The following is a 23,731-nucleotide window of genomic DNA, read 5'->3' on the forward strand; positions in this document are numbered from 1 at the left end:
CGGGTGGATCGGCCTAGCCCGGCCGCGGGCCCCGCGTTCCCGCGCGCAGATTGGCCTCGGCCAGCCGCGCCTCGCGGATTCGCTCCCGTGCCCCGGCCCGTTCGCGGTACCGCGCCAGCGTGCCGGCCAGCGCCGAGCCCTGCCGCTCCCATAGCCCGACCGCGTAGCCGACGGCCCGCCCGATCGTGCCACCAGCCCAGACCAGTTCGAACGGCGCGAACAGCTTGAAGCGATCGTCATAGGCATACATGCCACGGGCGATCAGTTGCCCGGCCATCGCCGTCGTGTTCAGGCCCCGATGGCTGAAGCCGCTGGCGACCCATAATCCCTGACGGAGTTGCCCGATCTGCGGCATGCCGTGGACGGTCTGGCCGAGCGCGCCGCCGAAGGTCTCGGCGATGGCGACCCTGCCCAGCGCCGGAAACACGGTGCGGATGCGACGGGCAATGGCGCCGGCATAGCGCTCCGGCTGCCCGGCCCATGTCGTTTCCGGGCTCGACCACATCAGCCGATCACCATCGACAATACGGAAATGGTCGACCCCGTCGCTATCGCTCACCGAGCCCTGAAACGTCACCGCCTCGGCGAGACGTTCACCGAGCGGTTCGGTGATGCCGGCATAGCGCCACACCGGCAACAGCGTGTCCGACAGCTTTTGCGCAGGCGCACCGAGATGGATGTTGCCGGCCAGCACGATGTGTGTGGCACGCATCCGCGCCGACGGAGTCACGATGCGTTTGCGGATGCCGCCGGCATCGATGCTGACCACCGGCGTGTCCTCGAATATCCGCACACCAGCCTGTTTCGCCAGCGCTGCGAGACCCAGCAGATATTTGCGGCCATCGATCTGAAACGCCTTCGGATAATGCACGCCGTGAAAGTAGCGTTTGGTTTTCAGCACGTCGCGGACGCGGTCGATCTGCCAGCCGTCCACTTCAGTATCGAAATCTTCGCCGAGCATCTGCAGGCGTGCGATCAGGCGATCGCCGACATCGACATTGGAGACTTCCAGCGCCCCCTCGGACAGGCCGAGACCTGGGATCAGGTCGTCTGATGCCTGGGTCCGGACATACTCTGCGCCCTGCTTCGAGAGCGCCCACAACTCACGAGCGTCCTCCAGGCCAACACGCGCAATCAGATCGGCGAGCGGCAGGCCAAAGCCCGGCATCACGGTTCCCAACTGGTTGCCGGACGCGTTCCAGCCGACATGGCGCCCTTCGAGCACCGCGACGCTTGCACCCAAACGCGCCGCTTCCAGCGCAATGCTGAGCCCGGCGAGCCCGGCCCCGACCACGCAGACATCGACATCGAGGCTGAAGGTCAGCCGCGCGCGGTCGGCGTCGGCGACCTCAGGTCCAAATGTCACGCTTGCGGAAGGGGCGGTCATAACGTTTTCTTACGGACAGGTGGGGCGCTTGTCACCTTGTCCTCACGGTTCATGTCCATTAATCCGCAGACCTGACGTCTGGCGCGACCGCGCCGCCCGCCTCGCTACTACCTCTTGCCGAATCGAGATCGCGCCATGCGCCGTTTACTGCTGCTGCGTCACGCCAAGACTGAAACGGACGCGCCGAGCGGCAAGGATTTCGATCGCAGGCTGGATGACCGCGGCCGGCTGGATGCGGCTCTCATGGGCGCCTGGCTCAGCAGAAATCCGCCCCTGCCCGATCTGGTCTGCGTCTCCACGGCGGTACGCGCGCAGCAGACCTGGAGCCTCGTGGCGGCGGCGATGCCGGCGGCGAAACCGATAGTCGCCAGCCTCGATGAACTCTATGGCGCCGGCCTCTCCGAATTGCTGGCGGTGATCCGCGGCGCAGCCGTGGAGGATCCAGAGCAGCTGATGCTGGTCGGCCACAATCCCGGCCTGCATGAAATGGCGCTCAGCCTGATTGGCAGCGGCGATGCCGCAGGCAGGAAAGCCGTCGCCGACAATCTGCCGACCGGCAGCATCGTGGTGATCGACTTTCCCATCGAGGACTGGAACGACGTTGCCTTCCGCGATGGAAAACTCGTGCAATTCGTCAGTCCGAAACTGCTGAAGGGCGCCGCGGGCGAATAAGCTGCGCCCATCGGAACCGGTTTGTGCTATCCTTCTCCGGACGACGATGGAGGTGCACATGTACAAATCCATTCTGGTCCCGATCGATCTGGCCGAAACCGATGTGGCCAAACCCGCGATTGCCCAGGCCGCGACGCTGTCGCAAACCTTCGGTGCCACCGTCCGGCTGCTCAACATAATGCCGATGACCCCGGTGATGCTGGCCGAATATGTCCCGGCGGATTTCGATACTCAGCAACTAGAATCGTCGCAGGCCGCTCTTGCTGCGGTGGCACGCGATTGCGGCATCGACAGCAGCCGCGTCTCCAGCGTGGTGCGACAGGGCGGCATCTATCACGAGATTCTCGAAGAAGCCTCGGCGATCAAGGCCGATCTCATTGTGATGACCTCGCACCGCCCGGCGATGCGCACTTACTTTCTCGGCTCCAATGCCGGCCATGTGGTGCGCTATGCGAAATGTTCGGTACTCGTCGTGCGGCCGTGACTACGGCAACAGCTCGGCCGGCACACTGCTGAATGTGTAGTTGCGCGGTTTATTGCGGCGGATGAAACCGCTGATCTGCCAGCCGAAGAATATTGCGAAGCCAATGATGAAGACCACGCCGGCAAACTCGCCGGTGAGCAACGCGCGCAGGAGCAGCGCGGTCATTGCGAGACCGACAAAGGCCAGTGCCACAACAATCATTGTGTAGATGCCTGGTCGCAGGCCAGCGCTCAGCCTGGCCAGACTACCTGCCGCAGCGAGACGTCGATGTAGCTCCAGGATAAACGCGCTGTAGCCCGACTGTGGCTCCATCAGCGCGACGGTTTGTTTCGACGTCGAGAAGATCGTGATGTGACGACCGTCGGCATGATCGATATCGGCGCGAAAGCGGCGGTGCTGCATACCCATCGGCCGATAGGACAACCGGATCGCCGCGATATCCGCATAGGCCCAGACACCAGAGCGACGACCTGTGCGCCATAACAAACCTTCATCGGTCAATTCATAACGATGCGCGGCGCCAATCAGGGAGGCCTTGTAGGCATAGGTGTGCCCCGGCCCTGCCGCTTCTGCGGCAGACGATGCGTCCCTGCGCCTGAAGAGGGTCTTGAGCAAACAGAAGTCCCCTGCACTGTTCGACCTCGCTTGCTTGCGCGATCGCCTGCATGTCCCTTACAAGCTTGCCATGGCCGAGACGACCACTTTTCCGCGCCGCCTGATTCTGGCCGGCGCGATGATTTCAGGATTGCTGCTGGCGCTGGCCGTACACATGCTCGGCCAGCGATTTGGCCTCGACCTCGGTGGCCTCTGGCGCAACGATCCCGACAATTTCATGCCGATCGGATCGGCCTTCGCCTGGTGGCTGATCGCGGCGATGGCCTTTGTCGGCGGCTATGTGACCGCTAACCTGCTGCACAGCGCAGCGTCCGGTCGCATCCCGCAGCGCATGCGGCAATTTTTGATCACCATCGGCGTGCTATTTCTGGCCGGCGCCGGTCAGGCGGCCTCGGCGCCCAACGCTATACCGACGGCATCGGGTGTTCTGGCCAGTCTTGCCGCCCTCGGCCTCGGCGGCGTCATGGCGTTCTGCGGCGCCCATTTCGCGCTGCGAAAGGCATAGGCAAAGCCCAAAAAAATCGCGCAGGCTTTTGCCCGCGCGATTGTTCTATGCCGTGTGACCGCTGGTACCGCGATCAGCTTGCGGCGCGCATATTCACCTTGCCTTCGGCTAATGACGTCAGCTTTTTGTCGGTCGTCTTTTCCTCATCGAGCGTCTTCTGCAGCACGGCCGCGCAATCGTTGCGGCCAAGCTGGCGCGCCCAAGCGATCAGACTACCGTACCGTGCGATCTCGTAGTGCTCGGCGGCCTGAGCCGCATTGATCAGTGCGGCGTCGAGTACCTTCTTGTCCTCGACTTCCCCGGCGGTCTCGTCGGCTTCCTTGATGATACCGTCGATTGCCGGGCAGGTAACCGCCTTCACCTCGGCGCCGTGCATGGCGAAGACCTGCTCAAGCCGCTGCACATGCACTTCGGTTTCTTGCAAATGCGTCTTGAAAGCCTGCTTCAACAGTGGTTCTGCAGCCTTGTCAGCCATTTTCGGCAGCGCCTTCAGAAGCTGCTTCTCCGCGTAATAAATGTCCTGTAGCTGGTGCACAAACAGGTCATCCATCGTCTTGATGTCCTTGGTGAACAGTCCCATCGTTTCAATCCCGGTGTTCTGGAACGGGGGTGGCCGCTGCGGCGCATTGTCCCGCTCGGTTGCGATAGGCCGGTAACCATCGATATTGGGACGTGTTCCGGGACCGTCTTGATTTGCCGCATGGAACATTCGACTTGCCCGCCTATATGAAATGCGGGACGAATGGCTCGGAATTGTCTGTGCGATTGTCGTGCAGGGTCAGGGCTTTGCAGCCGGCGCGGGTATGTGGCGACCCTGCGGCGCGGTATTAACGCTGGCGCTGTCAAGGACTGCACAACGAAACGTTTTTGCCGTAAGGGTTTGAGCTTGATGAGTGAACTTCGCGTATGAGTGAATTGGTCGCCGCTTGCCGCCTGTTACCCCGATCGGCTTTCCACCTGTTCGCGCTCCGCCGGGAGGACGAATGCAACGATTGCTGACCGCGCTCGGGCGCGGCTTCAAGCAACACGTCGGCTGGAAACGGCTGGGTGTTGTCGCAAGCCTGATCGTCATCGCCCTCGCCATCTCTCATCTGGTGCATACGCTGAAGGGCCTCGATACCGCTAAGATCCTGGCGGCGATGGCCGCAAAATCGACGATGCAAATCGCCATGGCGACGCTGTGCGTGATCGGCGCCTTCTGCACCCTCACCTTCTACGATTACTTCGCGCTCAGAACGATCGGCAAGAAGCATGTGCCGTATCGGATCGCGGCACTCTCGGGCTTCACCAGCTACACCATCGGCCACAATATCGGGGCCACCGTGTTCACTGGCGGCGCCATCCGCTTCCGCATCTATTCGGACTACGGATTGAATGCCATTGACGTCGCCAAGATCTGCTTCATCTCCGGACTGACCTTCTGGCTCGGCAATCTGTTCGTGCTGGGCATCGGCATGGTCTGGCATCCGCAGGCCGCCTCGGCCATCGATCTCCTTCCCAATGCCATCAATCGGCTGATCGGGTTCGGCTGTCTGGCCGGCATCATCGGCTATCTGGTCTGGCTGTCGGTCGGCAAGCAACGCCGCGAACTCGGTCAGAACGGCTGGAAGGTCGTCCTGCCTTCCGCCCAGTTGACGCTGCTGCAGATCGCCATCGGCGTTGTCGATCTCGGCTTCTGCGCGCTGGCCATGTATCTGCTGATGCCAGATCAGCCCTATATCGATTTCGTCTCGCTGGCTGTGGTGTTCATCCTCGCCACCCTGCTGGGCTTCGCCAGCCATGCCCCGGGCAGCCTTGGCGTATTCGACGCCGCTTTGCTGGTGGCGCTACCGCAGTTCCGCCAGGAGGAGCTGGTCGCCACCGTGGTCATGTTCCGGATCCTGTATTTCATGATCCCGTTCGCTATCTCGATCTGCATCATGGGCACCCGCGAAATCTGGCTCAGTGTCATCCAGCCATGGCACAGGCGCCGCCTGGATGACCGCAATGAACGTCGTGAGACCGAGCCCGCCCCGGTCGTGGTGCATGAGCAGCCATTGAAGCGTCAGTCACAGGGTTGAATCAGTCGCGGGCGCGCCACACCGCGCGTCCGGCCAATCGATTTCTTACTTCCGCCCCATACGTGACGTTCAACACCGCCATGGCCCCCATTTATTTCAGACGTTCATTGATCAACCTCGCCGTGCTGCTCGGCATGCTGGGCGCACTGCCGGTCGGACCTGCCGTCGCGCAGGGCGTGGCCAACAGTTCGATCCAGATCTCCTGGGAAGTGCGCAACCGCTTCCGGCTGTTCCGCGAAGAACGTGACTTCCAGCTCCATGTCGACGCCATGCGCAACCGCAGCGTGCTGGGTGCCGAACAGGCTTTGGGCGTGCAGAGCGACGGCCGCGGCTGGGCGCGCAACACCGTCAACCGGCTGTGCATCGATCTGGCCGGAAAGGTCAGCGAGCCCTGCACCCGTGACACCGTCAAGGAAAGCTACCTGACGCCGACCGAACATCCGATCACCGTCCGCCTCACCGGCGAAGTGCCCGTCGGTGCGATCTGCGCCTGGACCTTCGAGGACGGCGAAGGCCCGCGTCAATCCACCCTCGATTGCGCCGAGCCGATCAATTTCCGCGCCATCTATGGTCGCCGCACGGTCGCGACTGTGGAGGTCACCAGCGGCGCCGAGGCTCCTGTGCGGGTCAGCGCCGACATCGCCGTGCGCGACATCCTGATTGCGGGCCTCGGCGATTCCATTGCGTCGGGCGAAGGCAATCCGGATCGTCCGGTCGCGCTGTCCGATGACGGCTTCTGCTTCCGCTCTTATCTCGGCGGCCCCAGCGGGCAGTTCTACCGGCCGAGCCGCGCGGGCTTCAAAGGCGGACGCTCCTGCGATTCCTACGAGTCGCTGCAGGCCTGGCAGCGCGCGGGCGCGCAGTGGTTCAATGCCGCGTGCCACCGCTCGCTTTATAGCTACCAGACACGCGCCGCGCTGGCGCTCGCCGTGCAGTATCCGCACATCGCCGTCACCTATCTGCCGCTGGCCTGTTCGGGCGCGACCATCGCCGACGGATTGCTGGGTGGACAGCGCGCGCGTGAGTGCCTCACCACGAAGAATGCGAGCACCTGTGCGGGCAGCGTCAACGCGCAGATCGCCGAACTGCGCGAAGCCATCACTGCCGCCAAGCGCCGTCAGCCGGCACGCCGGCTCGATCTCGTGCTGCTGTCGATCGGCGCCAACGACATCAACTTCTCCGGGCTCGTTGCCGACGTCATCGTCGAGAACGCCACCGAACGCGCGCTGTTCAAGCGCGGCGGCATCCTAGGCTCGGTCGAGGACTCCCGTAGCGCGCTGGTCCGCGAACTTCCCTCCAGCTTCGGCAAGGTGCGCGAAGCCCTGAAGCCGCTGCTCGGCGGAGACATGTCACGCGTGGTGTTTGCCGCTTACGCCAACCCGACTTTCGCCAATGGCGCACCCTGCCCCGGCGGCCCGGCCGGCTTCGACGTGCATCCGTCATTCTCAGCCGATCCGCAGCGGCTGGCCAATGTCGCGAATTTCGTCGAGTCCGAATTCCTGCCGCAACTGAAGTCCATCGCGCTGTGCCAGGGCGGCGTACTGTGCCGCAATCCCGAAGCCGACCGCATGACCTTCGTCGATCAGCATCAGGCGAGTTTCGCCAATCACGGCTTCTGCGCACGCTCCTCATCCGATCCCGAATTCGATCGCGCCTGCTTCTCGCCCAAGGGCGACAGCTTCGAGACCAGTCTCGTCGAAGCGGCGGCGCAGCCGATGGTGTGCGGTCGCGGCGCCAGCGAATTCCGCCCCTATTTGCCGCGTGGCCGCTGGATCCGCGACGCCAATGACAGCTACTTCGCGGCGATGACCTATCCGCAGGGCTATTCGGCGGCGATCCAGCCGGCCGATATCCATGACGCGACCTGGGGCATTCTCTCCGCCGTCTATGGCGGTGCGATCCATCCCACCGGCGAAGGCCACGCCGCGATGGCCGATGCCGTCGTGCCGGCAGCGGCGAGCGTATTGCGGCTGGGCGCCGAAGCTGATGTCACGCAAGAGCCGCTGGCACCGATGGTGCTGCAGCCAGCCGCGCGATAGGGCGATCAGCTCAGCTATCCATCGAGGTCCCGGCAGAACCGAGGACCTCGTCGGTCCGGACTACGCCCGACCGTCGCCTTCGACACAGCTTTGGCCGTGGGGCGCCCGTCTCGGCAGTCCATGGCCGAAGACAACAAAGCTGATGCCCGCGAGAATCCACACGCTCATTCCGCCATAAAGCAGGACCCAGCCGAACCCTTGGGTCAGGGCGTCTTGAATGACGGCTCCGCCGGGATGGTATTCAGACGCGAGCGCCGTGCCGGCGGCGACGCTTTCTGCCAGCGAGCGTAAGAGCTCGACACTGATACCGCTCGGTAGCGCGGCCTTCAAAGACGCACGAACTCCCTCGACGAGAATGAGGCCCATGAGCGCGATATTGATGGCAAGCGCAATCATGCGGGCGCTCATATCGATGCCCGACGCCATGCCCGCGCGTTCCTGCGGCACCGATCCGGTCGTCGTGTTGGTCACGGGCGTATTGGTCAGCCCCAATCCGATGCCGGCAAGGACGCATCCCGGCAGCATCGTCAGCCAGCTCGCATGCGCGACCGAGCTGCCGATCTTCATGGCGAAGAACCCCGCTCCGATCGTGAACAGGCCGAGCGGGATGACCAGACCCGGATGGAAACGTAGCACGAGCCGTTCGGCCACCGGCGGCACGACCAGCGTCGGCAACGTATAGGCCAGAAGCGACAGTCCGGCGCCGACGCTGCCATAACCCAACCCTGCCTGGAAATAGATCGGCAGATAGATCATGAACGGCCAGAAGCTGAAGTTCATGGCCATCGAGCCGACCAGCGCGCCGGAAAAATTACGGATCCGGAAGACGGTGAAGTCGAACATCGGCCTCGGGCTGAGACGCTCGGCGAAGACAAAGCCGATCAGGCTTGCAGCGAACACGCCGACGACCGCAAACGCCGTCCAGCTGTCGAAGCCGATATCCGGGCCTTGCGTAATGAAGAATGCGAGGCAGAAGACTGCAAGCGAGAGCGTGATGATCCCTGCAAGATCAAGGCTGCTGGCCTCCGGATCGCGCGACTCGCGAACTCCGCTCCCGGCGAGGATCAGGGCGATCACGGCAAGCGGGACATGGATGAGGAAGGCCCATTCCCAGCTCGACAAAGCCACGATTGCGCCGCCGATGATCGGGCCGAAGCCCAGACCGATGCCAAAGATGATCCCCCACCAGCCGAATGCAACGGCGCGTTGCCGCCCTTCCGGAAATTGATGGGATAGCACCGCGACCTGGCAGATCAGCATCGCCCCGCCGCTGATGCCCTGGAGAAATCTGGCAACGATCAGCACCAATATATTTTCGGTCAGGCCGCAAAGCAGCGATGCAGCGGCAAACGCGACGATCGAAATCAGATGGATGCGCTTGCGCCCATAGCGATCCGCGAGCGTGCCGGTTGCCATCAGCACCGTCGTCACCGCGATCGTATACGCATTCATGACCCATTGGAGCTGTTTGAAATCGGCATGAAGCACCCGCTCCAGCGTCGGCAGGACCGCGGGAATGCTGGAAATCTCCAGACCGAACATCAGGGAGGTGAGACAGGCAGCCGCCAAAGCCAATGTGCTTTGTCGTGTCGATTCGGAGAGCATGGGAGCCTTTCGGGATAATAACGCGCCACAGTGAAGCCCGACGACAGAGGACGAGGTCCACCCGGTCTGCGTTGCGATGAACGCAACATAGGCAGAGGTTGACCATTTCAGAATTGGATGATTGATTATTTCAGAGACAACAAATCCGGATAATTCAAATGAGCGCCCTGGACGTGGATGCCGTGCAGGCATTCGTGACCATCGCCAATCTTCAGAGCTTCACGCGTGCGGCGGAAGCGCTTGGCACGACCCAGGGCGCGATCAGCGTGAAGCTGAAGCGGCTGGAAGACCGCCTCGGCCATAAATTGATCGAACGAACCCCGCGAATGGTGCGCCTCTCGGCGCAAGGCGCGCTATTCGTCGATTCAGCCCGCGACTTCCTGGCCGCGCATGATCGCGCTGTCGCAGCTTTGTCTGCGACCCGTCGCCGTTTCGCACTCGGCATTGCGGCCCATGTGGCCGGGCCGGAGGTTCCGACGCTGCTGGCTCGCCTGAATGCCCATGACCCCACGCTCACGATCGAGGTTCGCCTCGATAATTCACGCAATTTGCTGGACGCATTCGACCGCGGCGAAATCGATGCGGCCATCGTCCGGCGTGAGGATGACCGACGCGACGGTGAAGTGCTTGCGCCCGAGCATTTCGGCTGGTTCGCAGCACCAGGCTTTGTGCACCGGCCGGGCGAGGCATTGCGACTGGCGGCGCTAACGCCAGTATGTGGCGTGCACGACGTTGCCATTCATGCGCTGGACGCGGCTGGCATCGCATGGACGGAGGTGTTTCTCGGTGGCGGCTCTTCAGTCGTATCGGACGCTGTCTCGGCGGGTCTTGCCACCGCGGTCTTCTCCTGCCGGCTTGCACCGGCCGGCACCATCGAAGTCAGCCAGAAGTTTGGCCTGCCACCGCTGGCGTCGTCGGAAATCGTACTTCTCTCGACACTGTCGGATATGCAGTCTCGCCAAGCGCTGCGAACCCTCGCGGCTGCGTTCCGCGAACACCGCGCGCATACGAGCTAGGTAGCGTATGGAAGGCGATCCAGCAGCGGCTGCGCCAGATGCAGGATCTGGTAGCAAGCGCCAGCATCGGTCTGTTCATTCTCTGACAGCAGAACGCGGGTGAAGACCCACGTCTCGGCATCCAGTCCGACGACGGCTGCAACAATTCCGGCGCGAACCGAGAGATCCGCGTTGCGCTCGATCTCCCCTCTTATCGTTGTTTCAAGATCGGCATTGAGCGGAATGGCGATGTCTTGCCGATAGGCGAAGCGAGCTTTCCGGCTACGCCCCTTCCGGGCATCGAGGGCAACGCGTGTTTCGATCCGCGCCCGACCGAACATATCGACGACGATCTTGTATCCGCCGTTCACGAGAAAATCGCGAAACGCCTCGTCGTGCCGCCACAGATAAAGCGAGGAATAGCTAGACGTCGTTGCACCGAAGCATCCGCTCTCTCGTAAGAGAAATCCCTTGAAGTAAAGCTCTGGCTTTGAATCCCAGAGCAGCCCACGCTCCAGTGCACGTGAACGGATCAAGCCGAGATCATAGTCGGCGGGCAAGCGATGCTCGTAATGCGCAACGATCATCGTGATGGGCTCCTTCAGCAGCCATTGTCATTGAATCGATGCACGATATCGATCGACGGGCCGCGAAGAACAGACGTGGAATCATATTTCTATGATCCGGTATTCAAATGAATGACGTCCGGAGAGAGCCGACAAGCAACGTTGGAACCTGGCGCGCCACGATTGAATTGGCAACGAAATGGCCGACGCGCCATGGCGTCGGCTTCCAGAATGCGGGGTGTTGGACAGTCTTCGCTTGTGGGGGAGCCACAAGCAAGTTGGCGGCGATCAGCGCGCGACGTTGCTACCCGGGGTCACGTTGCTGGCCTTCTTCATCGGCGCGACGGGGGCCTTCGCGGCGGCATTACCGACGGTTGGCGGCTTCACGGCTGCTGCCGCGAGGGTCGGCACATATTTCGCGATCACGGTTGGATCGAGCGAGGCCATTTCGGTGTCGGGCAGACGGTACCAGGTCTCGTCCTTGCCGAGCAGCGCAATGCCCCAATAGCCACGCACGGTGAGCGCCCGACCATCGGCGCTGACGCTCATCTTGGCCTTGTAGACCTTGCCATCGCGCGGATCGAGAATGTTGCCGTTCTCGTATTTCAGTCCCTGCTGCTGCATGTTGCGGATGAAGGAGATGCCTAGCACTGGCTGGCCCTTCCGGTCATCGACGCACTTGCCGCAGAAGTCGTCGCCCGGCTTGTCATCGGGGCTCGGAAACGTCTTGGCGATCGCGCCTTCGAATACGCCGCCGCCATGGTCAACCACCAGAACCCAGACGACAGGCTTGTTATTCTCGACCTTCTGCCAAAGCCCGGCAGCAGTCGGCTCAGCGGCGTGGAGAGGGCCGGCGAACATCGCGCATGCGGCGGCCAGACCTGAGGCGACTGTGAGCGCCAGACGTCGGGATCGAAGTTGTGCCATCGCCTTCCCCAGTGCAGTTCGTCGTCCAGGCATCCGCCGAGTATCCGCACTCGATCCGATTGCATAGACTATCAATCTTCCGCGACGAGAGAGTGACTGCGGTTGATGGCTTTTGCAAGATTGCCGATCGCGCGCCGGATGTCCGATTGTGTCAGCGGCCACAGCTTTGCCACAAGCTGCCCCACCGAACCCGACGCGGTTACCGGCGATCCGAACCGCCTTTGCATCTCCGTCATACAAGATGATTCCAACAACTAGCCGAAGTTAGTTAACGCCGAGCTTCTTCTGCAGGCTGGAGGAGGACGTCGTGTATTGAAACACCAGCCGCTTGTCCGGATAGACGTAGTGATACGCCTTCTGTGCCATCAGCGCGCCCTCGTGGAAGCCGGACAGGATGAGTTTCAGCTTGCCGGGATATGTATTGATATCGCCGATGGCGAAGATGCCGGGGACATTGGTCTCGAACGACGCCGTCTCCACCGGGATCAGGTTGTTCTCCAGCGTGACGCCCCAGTTGGCGACCGGACCGAGCTTCATGGTCAGGCCGAAGAACGGCAGGATCGTATTGCAGTCGATCCGGACACTTTCGTTGTCATTGCCCTTGATGACAGCCCCAGTGAGATGGCCTCCCTCGCCTTCGAGCGCGGTGACCTGACCGATCTGCAGGTCCATCTGACCGGCTGCCACGAGCTTGCGCATCTGCTCGACACTGTGAGGCGCAGCACGAAAATCATCGCGCCGATGCAACAGCGTGACGCGCCGCGCGACCGGATGCAGGTTGAGCGTCCAGTCCAGCGCACTATCGCCACCGCCGACAATCAGCAGATCCTTGTCGCGGAATTGCTCCATCTTGCGCACCGCGTAGAACACCGACGTGCCTTCATAGGCCTCGATGCCCGGCACCGGCGGACGCTTCGGCTGGAACGAGCCGCCGCCGGCGGAGATCACCACCACCTTGGTTTCGAACACCTGGCCGGCATCCGTCGTGACACGAAACAAGGGATCGCCGATCTTCTCGATGGTCTCGATCATTTCATTCAGATGAAAGGTCGGATGGAACGGCTTGATCTGCTCCAGCAGTGCTTCGGTCAGCCCCTGACCGGTGACCAGCGGAATCGCAGGAATGTCGTAGATCGGTTTTTCAGGATAGAGCTCGGCGCATTGGCCACCGATCTTGTCCAAGATATCGACGAGGTGGACCTTCATATCGAGCAGACCAAGTTCAAAAACGGCGAACAGTCCGCAGGGGCCGGCGCCGATGATCAGCACGTCCGTCTTGATCGTTTCGCCCATAGTGTTTTTTCTCGGTTGAACCAGCCCTGCGAGATCGCAGAGCCCGGCGCCATCCGGCAATTGCGTCCAGCCTAGCGGCGCCACACGGGGAAAGCCACAGCGGCTCGGCCTGAAATCAGCATGTGTCCCGCCCTTGCCTGGGCTGTGCAACTGCGCTGTAACAGGCGCAAACCTGCCAAGCATTGCTGGAGATCAATTTCGTGAACGCCCCAGCCCGCGCCCCGGCGCCCATCCTCGACGACTATCCCTATCGCCTGTCGGACAATGTGCGCTTTGCGGATCTCGATCCGAACAACCACGTCAACAACGCGGTCTATTCGAGCTATTTCGAAACCAGCCGCGTGTTGCTGATGCGGGACCCGGCATGCGGGCTGATCGCGCCGGGGCAAAGCTGGGTGCTGGCGCGGCTCGATATTCACTTTCGCGCCGAATTGCACTGGCCCGGCAAGATCGAACTCGGGCTCGGTGTTACCAAGATCGGCCGGACCTCGGTGACCTATTCGCAGGTGGTGTTTTCGGAAGGCAAGTGCATGGCCTCGGCGATCGCAACGACTGTGATGGTCGGTCTCACCAGCCGTCAGCCGACGCCGATCCCGCCCGACGTCGTCGACCGGTTTCAGCCATGGATGCTGCGCGGCTTGAACGCGCAGTAAATAACAAGTCTGGGTAAGCTCAGGCCTGGCGTTCCGGCGTGATCACGACAAGACCATCGAGTGCATCGGTGATCTTGATCTGGCACGACAGCCGGGAGTTCGGCTTGATGTCGTAACCGAAGTCCAGCATGTCCTCTTCCATCGGCGTCGGCGCACCGACGCGCTCCTGCCAGGCTTCGTCGACATAGACGTGGCAGGTGGCACAGGCGCAGGCGCCGCCACACTCGGCTTCGATACCCGGGATGGCATTGCGAATGGCCGCCTCCATCACCGTGGAGCCGATCTCGGCGTCAATGCTGCGGGTCTCACCGGAGTGATCGACAAAGTTTATCTTGGCCATGATGCTCGCGCTGCCGAAAGGAAGATACCGGCTGTCCTATAACGGGTCGATCCGGATCGCGCCAGCGCTCCGCAGCAAAACCGTCATCTAGAAAAGCAGGGCCAAGCAGGACCCCTTTGGGGAATCAAAAACGATCCCTTTGGGATCAAAGCCGATCCCTTGGGGATCAGGACCGTTTCAGAAGAACGTCGATCTCCGCCCGCGCCTCGAGAACGGCGTCGGTGAGCGTCATCAGGGCCTCAGCGGTATCGCTGCTGTCGCGCAGCGTCGTTTCCAGCCATTCGGCGGCTTCCGTGATGCGGAACGCGCCGACCGCCTGCGCGGAGCCCTTCAGCTTGTGCGTGAGTTCAGCCGCATCCGCCGGCATTTTGACGATCTTCTCGATCAACTCGCTCGACTGGGCCGCGAACATCGCCAGAACTTCACGTTCCAGGCTGCTATCGCCCATAGTCATACGTTGAAGGTGGGGGAAATCGATCGGTCCGTCATCGGGAACCAGCGGCGGTGACGGCATCCATTGAACCCGTTCGAGGTGAAGCGGCATTGATGATGGCCCAAATTCCCGCCAACCGAACGATCCGGCTGCGATTTTTTGCAGCCAAACACGGAATTGGTTAACGGAACGTTCTAGGTACAATCCGCCGGGTTGACGCAGTTTTGACGCAAACTCGCCACGATTGAGGGGCCATTCCGTTTATTTGAGGCGCTGCAAGAAGTTACCGGGGGAAGCCGTTAACTATCATTAAGAATGTCTTAACCAGAACCATTTCATTCGCACGACCAAGCCAATAGGATGTTTGCGGAAGTAGCGGACAAGCCGAGCGACCGGCAGTCCGAAATTCGTCCCGCGGGGTGCACATGGCCAGTCGCCATGCTGCAGGCGGGAACGAATCATGGGGACTTCTGTGTCAGTTGCGTAATCAGGGGGCGTGGAACGAGCATGGCAAACAACACCAAAAAGGCCAAGGATCCGACCGAAGTCGCGCTCTCTGCCATCCAGGAAGCACTCAATATCAGCGACCCCGCGCATGTCGATCGCGATCAACCCGCGATCCGTGCCGACAACGCCCCCACCAATCCATCTTCCCCCGTCGACCTCGACGACAACGCCTTCGACGCACGCATCGCCAATGATCGCCCGAGCTTCGAGCCGCAGGACGATCAGCGCTTTGCGCGCCGTCCCGCGAACGATGACCGCGAAACCATCGGCCAGATCCTGCAGGCGCTGCAGAAGAACCGCCCCGCTCGCAACGTCTATACACTCGCCACCCTGTTCGCCGGCTTGTGGATCGTCGGCGCAGGCCTGTTGACCGTTGCGTTCCTGCCGTCGCTGCAGGCCCTGATCGGTCAGGGTTCCGGCGGCACGCTGGCGCTGGCTGGCCTTGCTGCGCTGCTGTTCGCCCCGATTTTGCTGTTTTACTTCCTCGCCAGTCTTGCCTGGCGCGGCCAGGAAATGCGCCTGATCGCCCAGTCGATGGCACAGGTTGCGATCCGCTTCTCCGAGCCCGAAAGCACGGCCAGCGACTCGATGGTCACGGTCGGCCAGGCGATCCGCCGCGAAGTCGCCGCGATGGGCGACGGCGTCGAGCGCGCGATTGCACGTGCCGGCGAACTCGAAACCCTCGTCGCCAACGAAGTTTCCGCGCTCGAGCGCGCTTACTCTGACAACGAAGTCCGTATCCGCGCGCTGCTACAGGACATCGCGCATCAGCGCGACAACCTGGTCGGTCAGGCCGAGCAGGTTCGCTCCGCCATTTCGGGCGTGCAGATCGATCTTCGCCACGACATCGCGCTGATTTCGGACGCCATCGCATCGCGCGTCGACGAAGTCGCCAAGAGCATCACCGGCGCCCTCGAAGAGCGCGGCGAACACATTACCCGCGCCCTCGGCAATGCCGGCGATAACATGATCCTCGCGCTCGGCGAGCGTGGCGGCGACCTGCTCGACCGCCTCGAAGAGGCCAGCGCCGAGACCACCCGCGCGGTGCTCGACGCCAGCGAGCGTCTGACCACCAGCCTCAACTTCAAGACCGGCCACGTACACGACGAGTTCGTCGATCTCGCCGACCGCGTCCACGAAATGCTCAACGAGCGTATCGACCGCATCACCACCGAGTTCGAACAGCGTTCGTCCACGATTGTCGATCGCGTGTCGGACCGCACCGAGCAGGTCCACGACTCGCTGAAGAATTCCAGCGATAGCCTGCTGCTCGAACTCGAGCTGCGTAGCGGCGACCTCGTCAGCAAGATCGACGATGCCGGCAACCGCCTGGCCAACCAGATCCTCACGTCAGGTGACAAGGCGGGCGAGTCCCTCGACGCCACCGTCAACGCACTGGTCGCCAAGGTCGCGAGCCAGACCGAAACCGCGCACGACACCCTCAGCCTGCAGATGAACGCCTTCGACGAACTGGTGAAGGAACAGGGCAGCGAGCTGGCCGAGCGCTTCTCGCGCGACAGCGGCACGCTGGGCGCACTGATCACCAAGCACATCTCGGAATTCGACCGCACCGTGAAGACCTTCGGCGGCGAAGTCGTCGATCGCCTGGGTCAGCGCACGCAGGACATCTCGGAAACGCTGAAGACCTATGTCGATAATTTCGACACCCGCGTTGCGTCCAATGTAGGCGGCATCACGTCGTCGCTCGACACCCGCCTCGCAGAATTCGAGACCAAATTCGAAGGCCGCGTCGTCAATCTCGATGCGTCGCTCGACACCAGGATCAAATCGTTCGACGAGACCGTCGATGGACGTCTCAAGAGCCTTGAAGAAACGTTCGACGCTCGGGCGCAGTCGGTCACCGCGACCATCGATACGCGTCTTGAAAACCTCGCATCGACGCTCTCGGAAGGTGCCAACCAGGCCGTCCAGTCGGTCGATTCGCGCCTGACGCATCTGACCACCGCCCTGACCGAAGGCGCGAACCTCGCAGTCAGCTCGGTCGACGACCGCCTGACCCACCTGACCACCGCGCTCACGGAAGGCGCCGTGCAGGCGATCCACTCGATCGACGACCGCCTTTCCTACTTCACGAGCTCGCTCACCGAAGGCACGACGCAGGCGATCACGGCCATCGACAGCCGCATCAACAACGTCACCGATGCCATCGACAGCCGCAGCACACAGTTCGCGGATACCATCACTGCGCGCTTCCAGACGATCCACGAAGGCATGGAAGGTCGTATCGGCATCGTCGCCGGCGGGATCGAAACCCGCGTCGAACAGTTCGAGGAACTGCTCGGCTCGCGCATTGAGGCTGTTGCCGGCCGTATCGAAACCTCCGGCCGCACGGCCAGCGACTCGCTCATGGCCCGCGCCGAAGAACTCTCGATCGGCATCAAGACCAATGTCGAGGACGCCGAGCGTTCGCTCACGCATCTCATGGTCAATACGAGCGAGACCATTCAGGCTGGCGCCCGCGCCGCGCAGGAATCCCTCGTGTCGGTCTCGACCGATGTCGGCGCGCAGCTGAAGCTGACGGCGTCCGATATCGAGAGCTCGCTGACCGCTGTCGGCACCACTGCCGCCACGGCCATCGTCAACAGTGCCCGCGATGCGCAGGCCACGCTGGTCAATGCGTCTTCGGAAGCCTCGCTGCAGGTGAAGTCACTGTCGGCCGATGTCGAACGCACCCTCACCGCGGCCGGCTCCGCCACGGCGGCCTCGATGCTCTCAGGTGCCCGCGACGCCCAGTCGACCCTGGTCGCCACCTCTTCGGAAGTCGCCACCCAGATCCAGTCGCTCTCGGCTGATATCGAACGCACGCTCACTGCCGCCGGCACGGCGACGGCCGACTCGGTCCTGTCTGGCGCCCGCGCCGCGCAGAGCACGCTGGTCGCCGCGTCGACCGACGCCTCGCAGCAGGTCCGCACCCTTGCGGCCGATGTGGAGCGCACGCTGATCGCCGCCGGCACCGCCAGCGCGGACTCGATCCTGGCCAGCACGCGCAACGTCCAGTCCTCGCTGATCGACGCCTCGACCGAAGCGTCGAACCACGTCCGCAACCTCGCGGCCGACATGGAGCGCAGCCTGACCACCGCCGGCACCGCAACTGCCGAGTCGATCGTCGCCGGCGCCCGCGAAGCCCAGAGCACGCTGGTCACAGCGTCTTCCGAGGCATCAAGCCACGTGAAGTCGCTCTCGATCGACGTGCAGCGCACACTCACCGCGGTCGGCGCCGACACGGCGGCTGCGATTCTCTCGAGTGCCCGCGAAGTGCAGACCTCGCTGGCAACCTCCTCGGCGGATGCCGCGAACCAGATCAAGGTGATTTCCGCCGACATCGAGCGTTCGCTCTCGAACGTCACCGCCAACACCACCGACAACATCCAGACCAGTGCGCAGAATGCGCACAACTCGCTGGTCGCCGCCTCGAACGAGATCACCACCAAGATCAAGACCACCTCGTCGGAGATCGAGCGGTCGGTGTTCGCCGCTTCGGGCAGCTTCGGCACCACGATGACCGGCAAGACGGACGAAATCGTCACCTATGTGCAGCAGCAGACCGACCGTCTGTCGCAGATGGTCGACGCCAAGCGCGGTTCGCTGGTCGATGCGCTGGGCGCCAAGGCCAATCAGCTCACGGTCGATATCGATCGCGTCACCGCCGACGCGCTCAAGGCGATCGAGAGCCGCGGCCAGACCTTCTCGCAGACCATGGTCACCAACAGCACGGACGTGGCCCGCGCGATCACCACGGCTGGCGAACTCGCCACCGGTGCGGTCAACAAGTCGCTGAAGGATCTCGAGCAGAGCTCGCGCACCGCCATCGAGCAGTCGCGTCAGGTCTCGATCACTGCGGTCACGGAGATGCAGGAAACCAGCAAGATCCTGCGCACCGATACCGTGGCGCTGTTCGAACGCCTGCGTGAAGGCAACATCCTGCTGCAGGAAGTCCTCACCGGCGCCCACGACAATCTCAACTCGCTGGAGCGCGCTCTGGTCACCCGCGTGGCGGACTTCGTGTCCACCATGAACGACGTGACGTCGCGCAACGGCCTGGCTACCCAGACGCTGGAAGAACAGCTCACCGTGTTCACCTCCAAGACCTCCAAGGCCCTGGAAGATCTCGGCTCACTCTCGGGCCAGTTCGAAACCCATGGCCATGCCCTCGTGGATGCCGCGGCTCTGGTCGAACAGAGCAACCGCACCACGATGTCGTCGGTCGGCGAACGCAAGGCGGCGCTGGAATCGCTGGTCACCACCATCGATCTGCGCACCACCGATCTCGATCAGCGCCTCACCCGCTTCACCGGCCTGCTCGATGAATCGCTGGCAGCCGCTGAAGAGCGTGCCCGCGACATCGCCCGCGTCGTCGCAGAGACCGCCGGTCAGGGCTCGGCAGCGATCAGCCGGCAGTTCGAAGCCGTTCGCACCGCCGCGGAAGAAGAACGCCGCGCGACAACGCAAGCCATGAGCGAAATCTACCAGCAGGGCACGCAGGAAGCCGATGCCATGTTCAAGCAGTCGGCCGACAAGTTCTCGTCGATGGTCGCCAGCATGAAGCAGATGGCTGCCGAAATGCACAACGAGCTCGAGAGCACCCGCACCGAACTGCGCCGTGGCGTTCTCGACATGCCGCAGGAAGCCGCCGAGAGCACTGCGCAGATGCGCAAGGTGATCGTCGACCAGATAGAGGCGCTCGCCGAGCTGAACCGCATCGTTGCCCGCCACGGCCGCGGCCTTGACGTGGTCTCGACCAGCCGCACCACCAGCGTGCAGCGTGACGAGGAGCCGGCGATGGCGATCGCCAGCAGCCGTAGTGAAGCGCGCCACGAGGCTCCGCGTCCGGCCCCGCGCCGCGAGGAGCCGCCTGCCCGTAGCGCAACGAACTTGCCGATGCCCGATATCGGTGGCCCTGCGCCGCGTCGCACCGAAGCGCCGTCGGTCGCTCCGGCCAACTCCGACCAGGGCCGTGACGGCTGGCTGTCGGATCTGCTCGGCCGCGCCGATCACGTCGAGGAAGATCGCACGCCGCCGCGCCGCGCACCGGCTCCGCAGCAGCCTGCAGCCTCGGCCAATCCGCTGGAGTCGCTGTCGCTCGATATCGGCCGCCTGATGGATCGGACACTGGCTGCCGAAATGTGGGATCGCTATCAGCGCGGCGAGAGCAAGGCCTTCAGCAAGCGGCTCTATACGCCCGCCGGCCAGAAGGCTTTCGATGAGGTCGCCCGCAAGTATCGGTCGGACCGCAACTTCAAGGGCACGGTGGATCGCTACATCACCGAATTCGAACGCCTGCTTGACGAAGTCGCCCGCGATGAACGCGGCCCGGCAGCGCTGCGCAGCCATCTGACCTCGGAAACGGGTCTGGTCTACACCCTGCTCGCTCATGCAGCGGGTCGGCTGGGCTAAGCAAGATTAAATACGAACGCGAAAAGCGGAGGCAGCGATGCCTCCGCTTTTTTGTTGGGCCTGCTGTTGTGCCGGAGCGCTAGACGCGGGGCTAGGCCGGTGCCGTCATCACGCGGGATCCTTGTCGTGAATGTTGACGCCGAACGGCAAAGACACCCAGGCATGCCGGCGACAGTGATAGACGGAAATCTCCGGGGGCGGAAAATCCGGATCGGCAAAGCAGCCGACCGCCACGGCTACGGAACGCGCTTCATATCCTTCTTCGGTGTGGAAGAGATTGGTGCCGCAGACGGGACAGAACCGGAATCGGAAGCGCGCCCCCTGATCCCCTGTGCGGACATATTCAGTCGCGGTGCCGCTCACATTGTAACTTGGCCCGAAGCCCGCGAGCGCTGCAAAGACGCTGCCGGTCCGGCGCTGACAAGCAAAACAGTGGCATATACCGACGCCCCTCGGCTCGCCTTCGAGCACGATGGACAGCTGACCGCACGAACAGGACGCAGTTCTCGACATGACGGACCTCCTCGATGCAGCGGTCTGCTGGATCACGGGCCGCGACAGTTACCTTATGCGAACCCGATGCGTTGGGTGAAGCTGCGCGTCTCGCCCACCGCAATGTGCATCACGCCCGGCTTGTCGGCGAACTCGCCGTCGAAATCTACCGGGCTGGCATAGCCGTACCACGGTTCGATGCAAAGGAATGCAGCGCCGGATGGTTTCGACCAGATGCCAAGTTCGCGAAAGCCTTCCCAGGCGAAGGTGATCGTCGGTCCGCCAGGCGCGCTATAACTCAGCGACCTGCTGGCGAGATGATCGAAGATCATCGCGTCCTTCACGAACAGCGATTCCGACAGCGCCAGTGCGCCGCCCTGCACCGGCGATGGTTCCGGCTCCCTCAGCAACAGTCCACCCTCGAGCCGTCTGATCGGCGCCGGTTCAGCATCGGAGAAGATGATCGTGTGCGCGCGCTTGTCGGCGCCGTCCGTCAGCGGCCAGTGAAATGCCGGATGCGCACCGATCGAGGCCGGCAGCATCTCGTCGCCTGTATTGGTCACGGCATAGCCGATCACCAGCTCATCACCTTCGATGGCGTAGGTCACGTCCAGCTTGAAGGCGAACGGATATTTCGCCCGGCTGGCGTCGTTGTCCGCCAGCGACAGCGCGCAGGATGCAGGTCCCTGCCCGGTCCAGCTGAAGCGCTGGTCGCGCGCAAAGCCGTGCTGGGTCATTGCATAGACCTGGCCGCGATGGCGCAGCACATCGTCTTTCAGCTTCCCGACGATCGGAAACAGTAGCGGCGCGTGGCGAGGCCATTCCTCGCCGGCCTGCCAGAGCACCTCATGCCCATGCGCATCCTTCAATGAGCAGAGTTCGGCGCCATCGGCCTTGATCGTCGCCGTGACGCGGCCATTGCTGATGGTGAAGCTATCTTGGGTCTCCATCAGCGCTCTCCATGTATATCGGGACTGGTGTCTATTGAGCCTGCTGGCGACGACGCGGCGGAGCGACAGATGCCGGAGGCGCCGCCGGTGCAGGCGCAGCCGCGGGTGTGCCGCTGCTGGCGCCAAACAACAGGCGCGTCGGGTTGCGGTCAAGATTGTTCACCGCACGGCTGATATCGGCGAGCGTGCGGCGACCGTCGAGGATCAGAGCACCCGAGCGCTTGTCGAGGTTCTCGGTCAGCTCATGGAACGACTTTACGGCCGCCGTGAGTTCGCCGCCGTCCTTGCCGCCCGCGAGCGCATCAAGACCGAGCAGGATATTGTCGGTTCGCGCGACGACGCTGTCGGCTTTGCCCATGACACCATCGGCCTTGCCCATCACGCTGTCGATCTTCAGCATGATGCCGTCGATTACTTCCGAATTTTTCGCCAGCGTTGCCGTGAAGGTTTCGACATTCTTCATGGCGCCCTTGAGAGTATCCTGATTGTCGGCGACCAGACGATTGACGTTGTTCAGCGTTGCCCGGATCGATTCAGAGATATCCCGCAACAGCTCCGGATCGGCCGTCAGCACCGGCACGCCGTCGGTGTCCAGCGGGACCGCGGGCGCAGCTTCATCGCCGCCCTTCAGCGCGATCGCCGCTACACCGGTGAGCCCCTGAAATTCCAGACCGACCTGCGTGTCCTTGCGAATGGGCGCGATGTTCTCGACCATCGCCAGCGCAACGACGCGCTTGGGATTGTCGAGCTTCACAGAGACGACCTCGCCGACCCGGATACCATTGAAGTTGACATTGCCGCCGTTGCGCAGGCCCGACGCCGCGCCTTCGAAGATGATGCGCAGCGGCGTGCGCTGCGTGGTCGAATGCAGATTCTGGAACCACAACACGAAGCCGAACGCTGCGGCGATCACCGCCAGCGTGAAAATTCCGATCAGGACGAAGTTCGCCCGCGTTTCCATCAAACCAACTCCAGTACAACTAGCCGATAACAGCGCGTGCGCGCTTGCCGTGGAAATATTCCCGAAGCCAGGGATGCTGCGAGGCCAGCATGTCGGCCATCGTTCCCTGCGCGATGATCTTGCCATTACCGAGAACGGCGATCCGGTCGCAGGCTGTATGCAGGCTGTCGAGATCATGAGTTACCATGAAAACGGTCAGCCCCAAAGTTCGCTGCAGCGTGCGCACCAGTTCGTCGAAATCGCCGGCGCCGATCGGATCGAGACCCGATGTCGGCTCATCCAGGAACACGATCTCCGGATCGAGCGCGAGCGCGCGCGCCAGCGCGACGCGCTTGATCATGCCGCCCGACAGTTCCGACGGATAGCGATCCGCGACCTCCGGCTTGAGACCGACCATGGTAAGCTTGGCCATGGTGATCTCGTCGAGCAGACGTTCCGAGACCTTGAGATATTCGCGCACTGGAAACTGGATGTTCTGCCGCACGTTGAGCGACGAGAACAGCGCCCCGTGTTGAAACAGGATACCCCAACGCCGCTCGACTTCGCGGCGTTCCTTGTCGCCGCTGTCGAGATCGGTGCCGAACACTTCGATCGTGCCGGAGACCTTTGGCACGAGGCCAATGATCGTGCGCATCAGCACGGACTTGCCCGCGCCGGACGCGCCGACGAAACCGAGGATTTCGCCGCGCGCCACGTTCAGGTTGAGGCCGTCGAGCACCCGACGGCTGCCGAATGCCACGGTAAGATCGCGCACGCTGATGATCGCATCGGCAGAGGTGGAGGCGGCAGCCGTCGGCGTCTCAGTAATGGGCGTCGCAGTCGTCGAGATCAT

General features: G+C 62.8%; 21 protein-coding genes. 8 read left to right on the forward strand and 13 right to left on the reverse strand.

The window, feature by feature from the left end; all coding sequences use genetic code 11:
• Positions 1–13: 13 nt before the first annotated feature.
• Positions 14–1,387 carry an NAD(P)/FAD-dependent oxidoreductase gene (locus tag AB7828_RS12120; protein WP_441230250.1) on the reverse strand — a complete coding sequence of 458 codons (1,374 nt, stop codon included), beginning with the start codon at positions 1,385–1,387 and terminating at the stop codon, positions 14–16.
• Positions 1,388–1,522: 135 nt separating this feature from the next.
• On the opposite strand from AB7828_RS12120, the gene AB7828_RS12125 reads away from it, so the two are divergent.
• Positions 1,523–2,059, forward strand: coding sequence for a SixA phosphatase family protein (locus tag AB7828_RS12125; RefSeq protein WP_439064497.1), 537 nt, complete (start codon positions 1,523–1,525; stop codon positions 2,057–2,059).
• 58 nt (positions 2,060–2,117) lie between these two features.
• Positions 2,118–2,543 carry a universal stress protein gene (locus AB7828_RS12130; RefSeq protein WP_093757305.1) on the forward strand — a complete coding sequence of 142 codons (426 nt, stop codon included), beginning with the start codon at positions 2,118–2,120 and terminating at the stop codon, positions 2,541–2,543.
• Here AB7828_RS12130 and AB7828_RS12135 read toward each other — a convergent pair whose 3' ends face one another.
• Entirely contained in the window at positions 2,544–3,158 is a 615-nt protein-coding gene (locus AB7828_RS12135) for a hypothetical protein (protein WP_441230251.1), read from the reverse strand.
• A 70-nt stretch (positions 3,159–3,228) separates the two neighbouring features.
• Here AB7828_RS12135 and AB7828_RS12140 point away from each other — a divergent pair, with 70 nt between their 5' ends.
• Positions 3,229–3,663, forward strand: coding sequence for a hypothetical protein (locus tag AB7828_RS12140; RefSeq protein ID WP_089265199.1), 435 nt, complete (start codon positions 3,229–3,231; stop codon positions 3,661–3,663).
• Between the two features lie 73 nt (positions 3,664–3,736).
• On the opposite strand, the gene AB7828_RS12145 is transcribed toward AB7828_RS12140, so the two are convergent.
• Positions 3,737–4,243 (reverse strand): YciE/YciF ferroxidase family protein, encoded by a 507-nt coding sequence (locus AB7828_RS12145; protein WP_068735594.1) that lies wholly within the window; start codon positions 4,241–4,243, stop codon positions 3,737–3,739.
• A gap of 403 nt (positions 4,244–4,646) precedes the next feature.
• Here AB7828_RS12145 and AB7828_RS12150 point away from each other — a divergent pair, with 403 nt between their 5' ends.
• Both AB7828_RS12150 and AB7828_RS12155 read left to right on the forward strand, forming a co-directional pair.
• Positions 4,647–5,723: a lysylphosphatidylglycerol synthase transmembrane domain-containing protein gene (locus tag AB7828_RS12150; RefSeq protein WP_120291394.1), complete on the forward strand. Its 1,077-nt coding sequence runs from the start codon at positions 4,647–4,649 to the stop codon at positions 5,721–5,723.
• Between the two features lie 80 nt (positions 5,724–5,803).
• The gene (locus AB7828_RS12155; RefSeq protein WP_441230252.1) at positions 5,804–7,762 is read left to right on the forward strand and encodes a hypothetical protein; all 1,959 of its coding nucleotides are present in this window, start codon (positions 5,804–5,806) and stop codon (positions 7,760–7,762) included.
• A gap of 60 nt (positions 7,763–7,822) precedes the next feature.
• On the opposite strand, the gene AB7828_RS12160 is transcribed toward AB7828_RS12155, so the two are convergent.
• Positions 7,823–9,367 (reverse strand): MFS transporter, encoded by a 1,545-nt coding sequence (locus tag AB7828_RS12160; protein ID WP_441230253.1) that lies wholly within the window; start codon positions 9,365–9,367, stop codon positions 7,823–7,825.
• Between the two features lie 158 nt (positions 9,368–9,525).
• On the opposite strand from AB7828_RS12160, the gene AB7828_RS12165 reads away from it, so the two are divergent.
• On the forward strand, positions 9,526–10,383 hold the full coding sequence (locus AB7828_RS12165; protein WP_068735591.1) for a LysR family transcriptional regulator: 858 nt from the start codon (positions 9,526–9,528) through the stop codon (positions 10,381–10,383).
• Here the strand turns inward: AB7828_RS12165 and AB7828_RS12170 are convergent.
• The 3 genes from AB7828_RS12170 to AB7828_RS12180 all read right to left on the reverse strand — a co-directional run bounded on the left by AB7828_RS12170 (position 10,380) and on the right by AB7828_RS12180 (position 13,148).
• On the reverse strand, positions 10,380–10,949 hold the full coding sequence (locus AB7828_RS12170) for a DUF4865 family protein (RefSeq protein ID WP_441230254.1): 570 nt from the start codon (positions 10,947–10,949) through the stop codon (positions 10,380–10,382). The two genes, AB7828_RS12165 and AB7828_RS12170, sit on opposite strands and share 4 nt — an antisense overlap.
• A gap of 267 nt (positions 10,950–11,216) precedes the next feature.
• Positions 11,217–11,855: a DUF2147 domain-containing protein gene (locus AB7828_RS12175; RefSeq protein ID WP_441230255.1), complete on the reverse strand. Its 639-nt coding sequence runs from the start codon at positions 11,853–11,855 to the stop codon at positions 11,217–11,219.
• A gap of 264 nt (positions 11,856–12,119) precedes the next feature.
• Positions 12,120–13,148 (reverse strand): NAD(P)/FAD-dependent oxidoreductase, encoded by a 1,029-nt coding sequence (locus tag AB7828_RS12180; RefSeq protein WP_089265205.1) that lies wholly within the window; start codon positions 13,146–13,148, stop codon positions 12,120–12,122.
• 200 nt (positions 13,149–13,348) lie between these two features.
• Here AB7828_RS12180 and AB7828_RS12185 point away from each other — a divergent pair, with 200 nt between their 5' ends.
• Positions 13,349–13,801, forward strand: a complete 453-nt coding sequence (locus AB7828_RS12185; protein WP_441230256.1) for an acyl-CoA thioesterase — start codon at positions 13,349–13,351, stop codon at positions 13,799–13,801.
• 19 nt (positions 13,802–13,820) lie between these two features.
• On the opposite strand, the gene AB7828_RS12190 is transcribed toward AB7828_RS12185, so the two are convergent.
• Together AB7828_RS12190 and AB7828_RS12195 are read right to left on the reverse strand one after the other, a co-directional pair.
• On the reverse strand, positions 13,821–14,141 hold the full coding sequence (locus tag AB7828_RS12190; protein WP_089265206.1) for a 2Fe-2S iron-sulfur cluster-binding protein: 321 nt from the start codon (positions 14,139–14,141) through the stop codon (positions 13,821–13,823).
• A gap of 166 nt (positions 14,142–14,307) precedes the next feature.
• Positions 14,308–14,778, reverse strand: a complete 471-nt coding sequence (locus AB7828_RS12195) for an Hpt domain-containing protein (protein ID WP_349633085.1) — start codon at positions 14,776–14,778, stop codon at positions 14,308–14,310.
• Between the two features lie 303 nt (positions 14,779–15,081).
• Between AB7828_RS12195 and AB7828_RS12200 the strand changes: the two genes are divergently transcribed.
• Complete coding sequence (locus AB7828_RS12200) at positions 15,082–20,496, forward strand: hypothetical protein (protein ID WP_441230257.1); 5,415 nt, start codon at positions 15,082–15,084, stop codon at positions 20,494–20,496.
• Positions 20,497–20,604: 108 nt separating this feature from the next.
• Here the strand turns inward: AB7828_RS12200 and AB7828_RS12205 are convergent, their stop codons facing one another.
• From AB7828_RS12205 to AB7828_RS12220, 4 genes are read right to left on the reverse strand one after another with little or no spacing between them, the layout of a single operon-like run.
• Positions 20,605–21,009, reverse strand: coding sequence for a GFA family protein (locus AB7828_RS12205; protein WP_089265209.1), 405 nt, complete (start codon positions 21,007–21,009; stop codon positions 20,605–20,607).
• Positions 21,010–21,062: 53 nt separating this feature from the next.
• Positions 21,063–21,938, reverse strand: a complete 876-nt coding sequence (locus tag AB7828_RS12210; protein WP_089265210.1) for an aldose 1-epimerase family protein — start codon at positions 21,936–21,938, stop codon at positions 21,063–21,065.
• A gap of 31 nt (positions 21,939–21,969) precedes the next feature.
• Positions 21,970–22,899 carry an MlaD family protein gene (locus AB7828_RS12215; protein WP_089265211.1) on the reverse strand — a complete coding sequence of 310 codons (930 nt, stop codon included), beginning with the start codon at positions 22,897–22,899 and terminating at the stop codon, positions 21,970–21,972.
• Positions 22,900–22,918: 19 nt separating this feature from the next.
• Positions 22,919–23,731 carry an ABC transporter ATP-binding protein gene (locus tag AB7828_RS12220; protein ID WP_441230258.1) on the reverse strand — a complete coding sequence of 271 codons (813 nt, stop codon included), beginning with the start codon at positions 23,729–23,731 and terminating at the stop codon, positions 22,919–22,921.

The organism is Tardiphaga sp. 215_C5_N2_1, assembly GCF_052076055.1.
Lineage (GTDB): Bacteria > Pseudomonadota > Alphaproteobacteria > Rhizobiales > Xanthobacteraceae > Tardiphaga > Tardiphaga robiniae.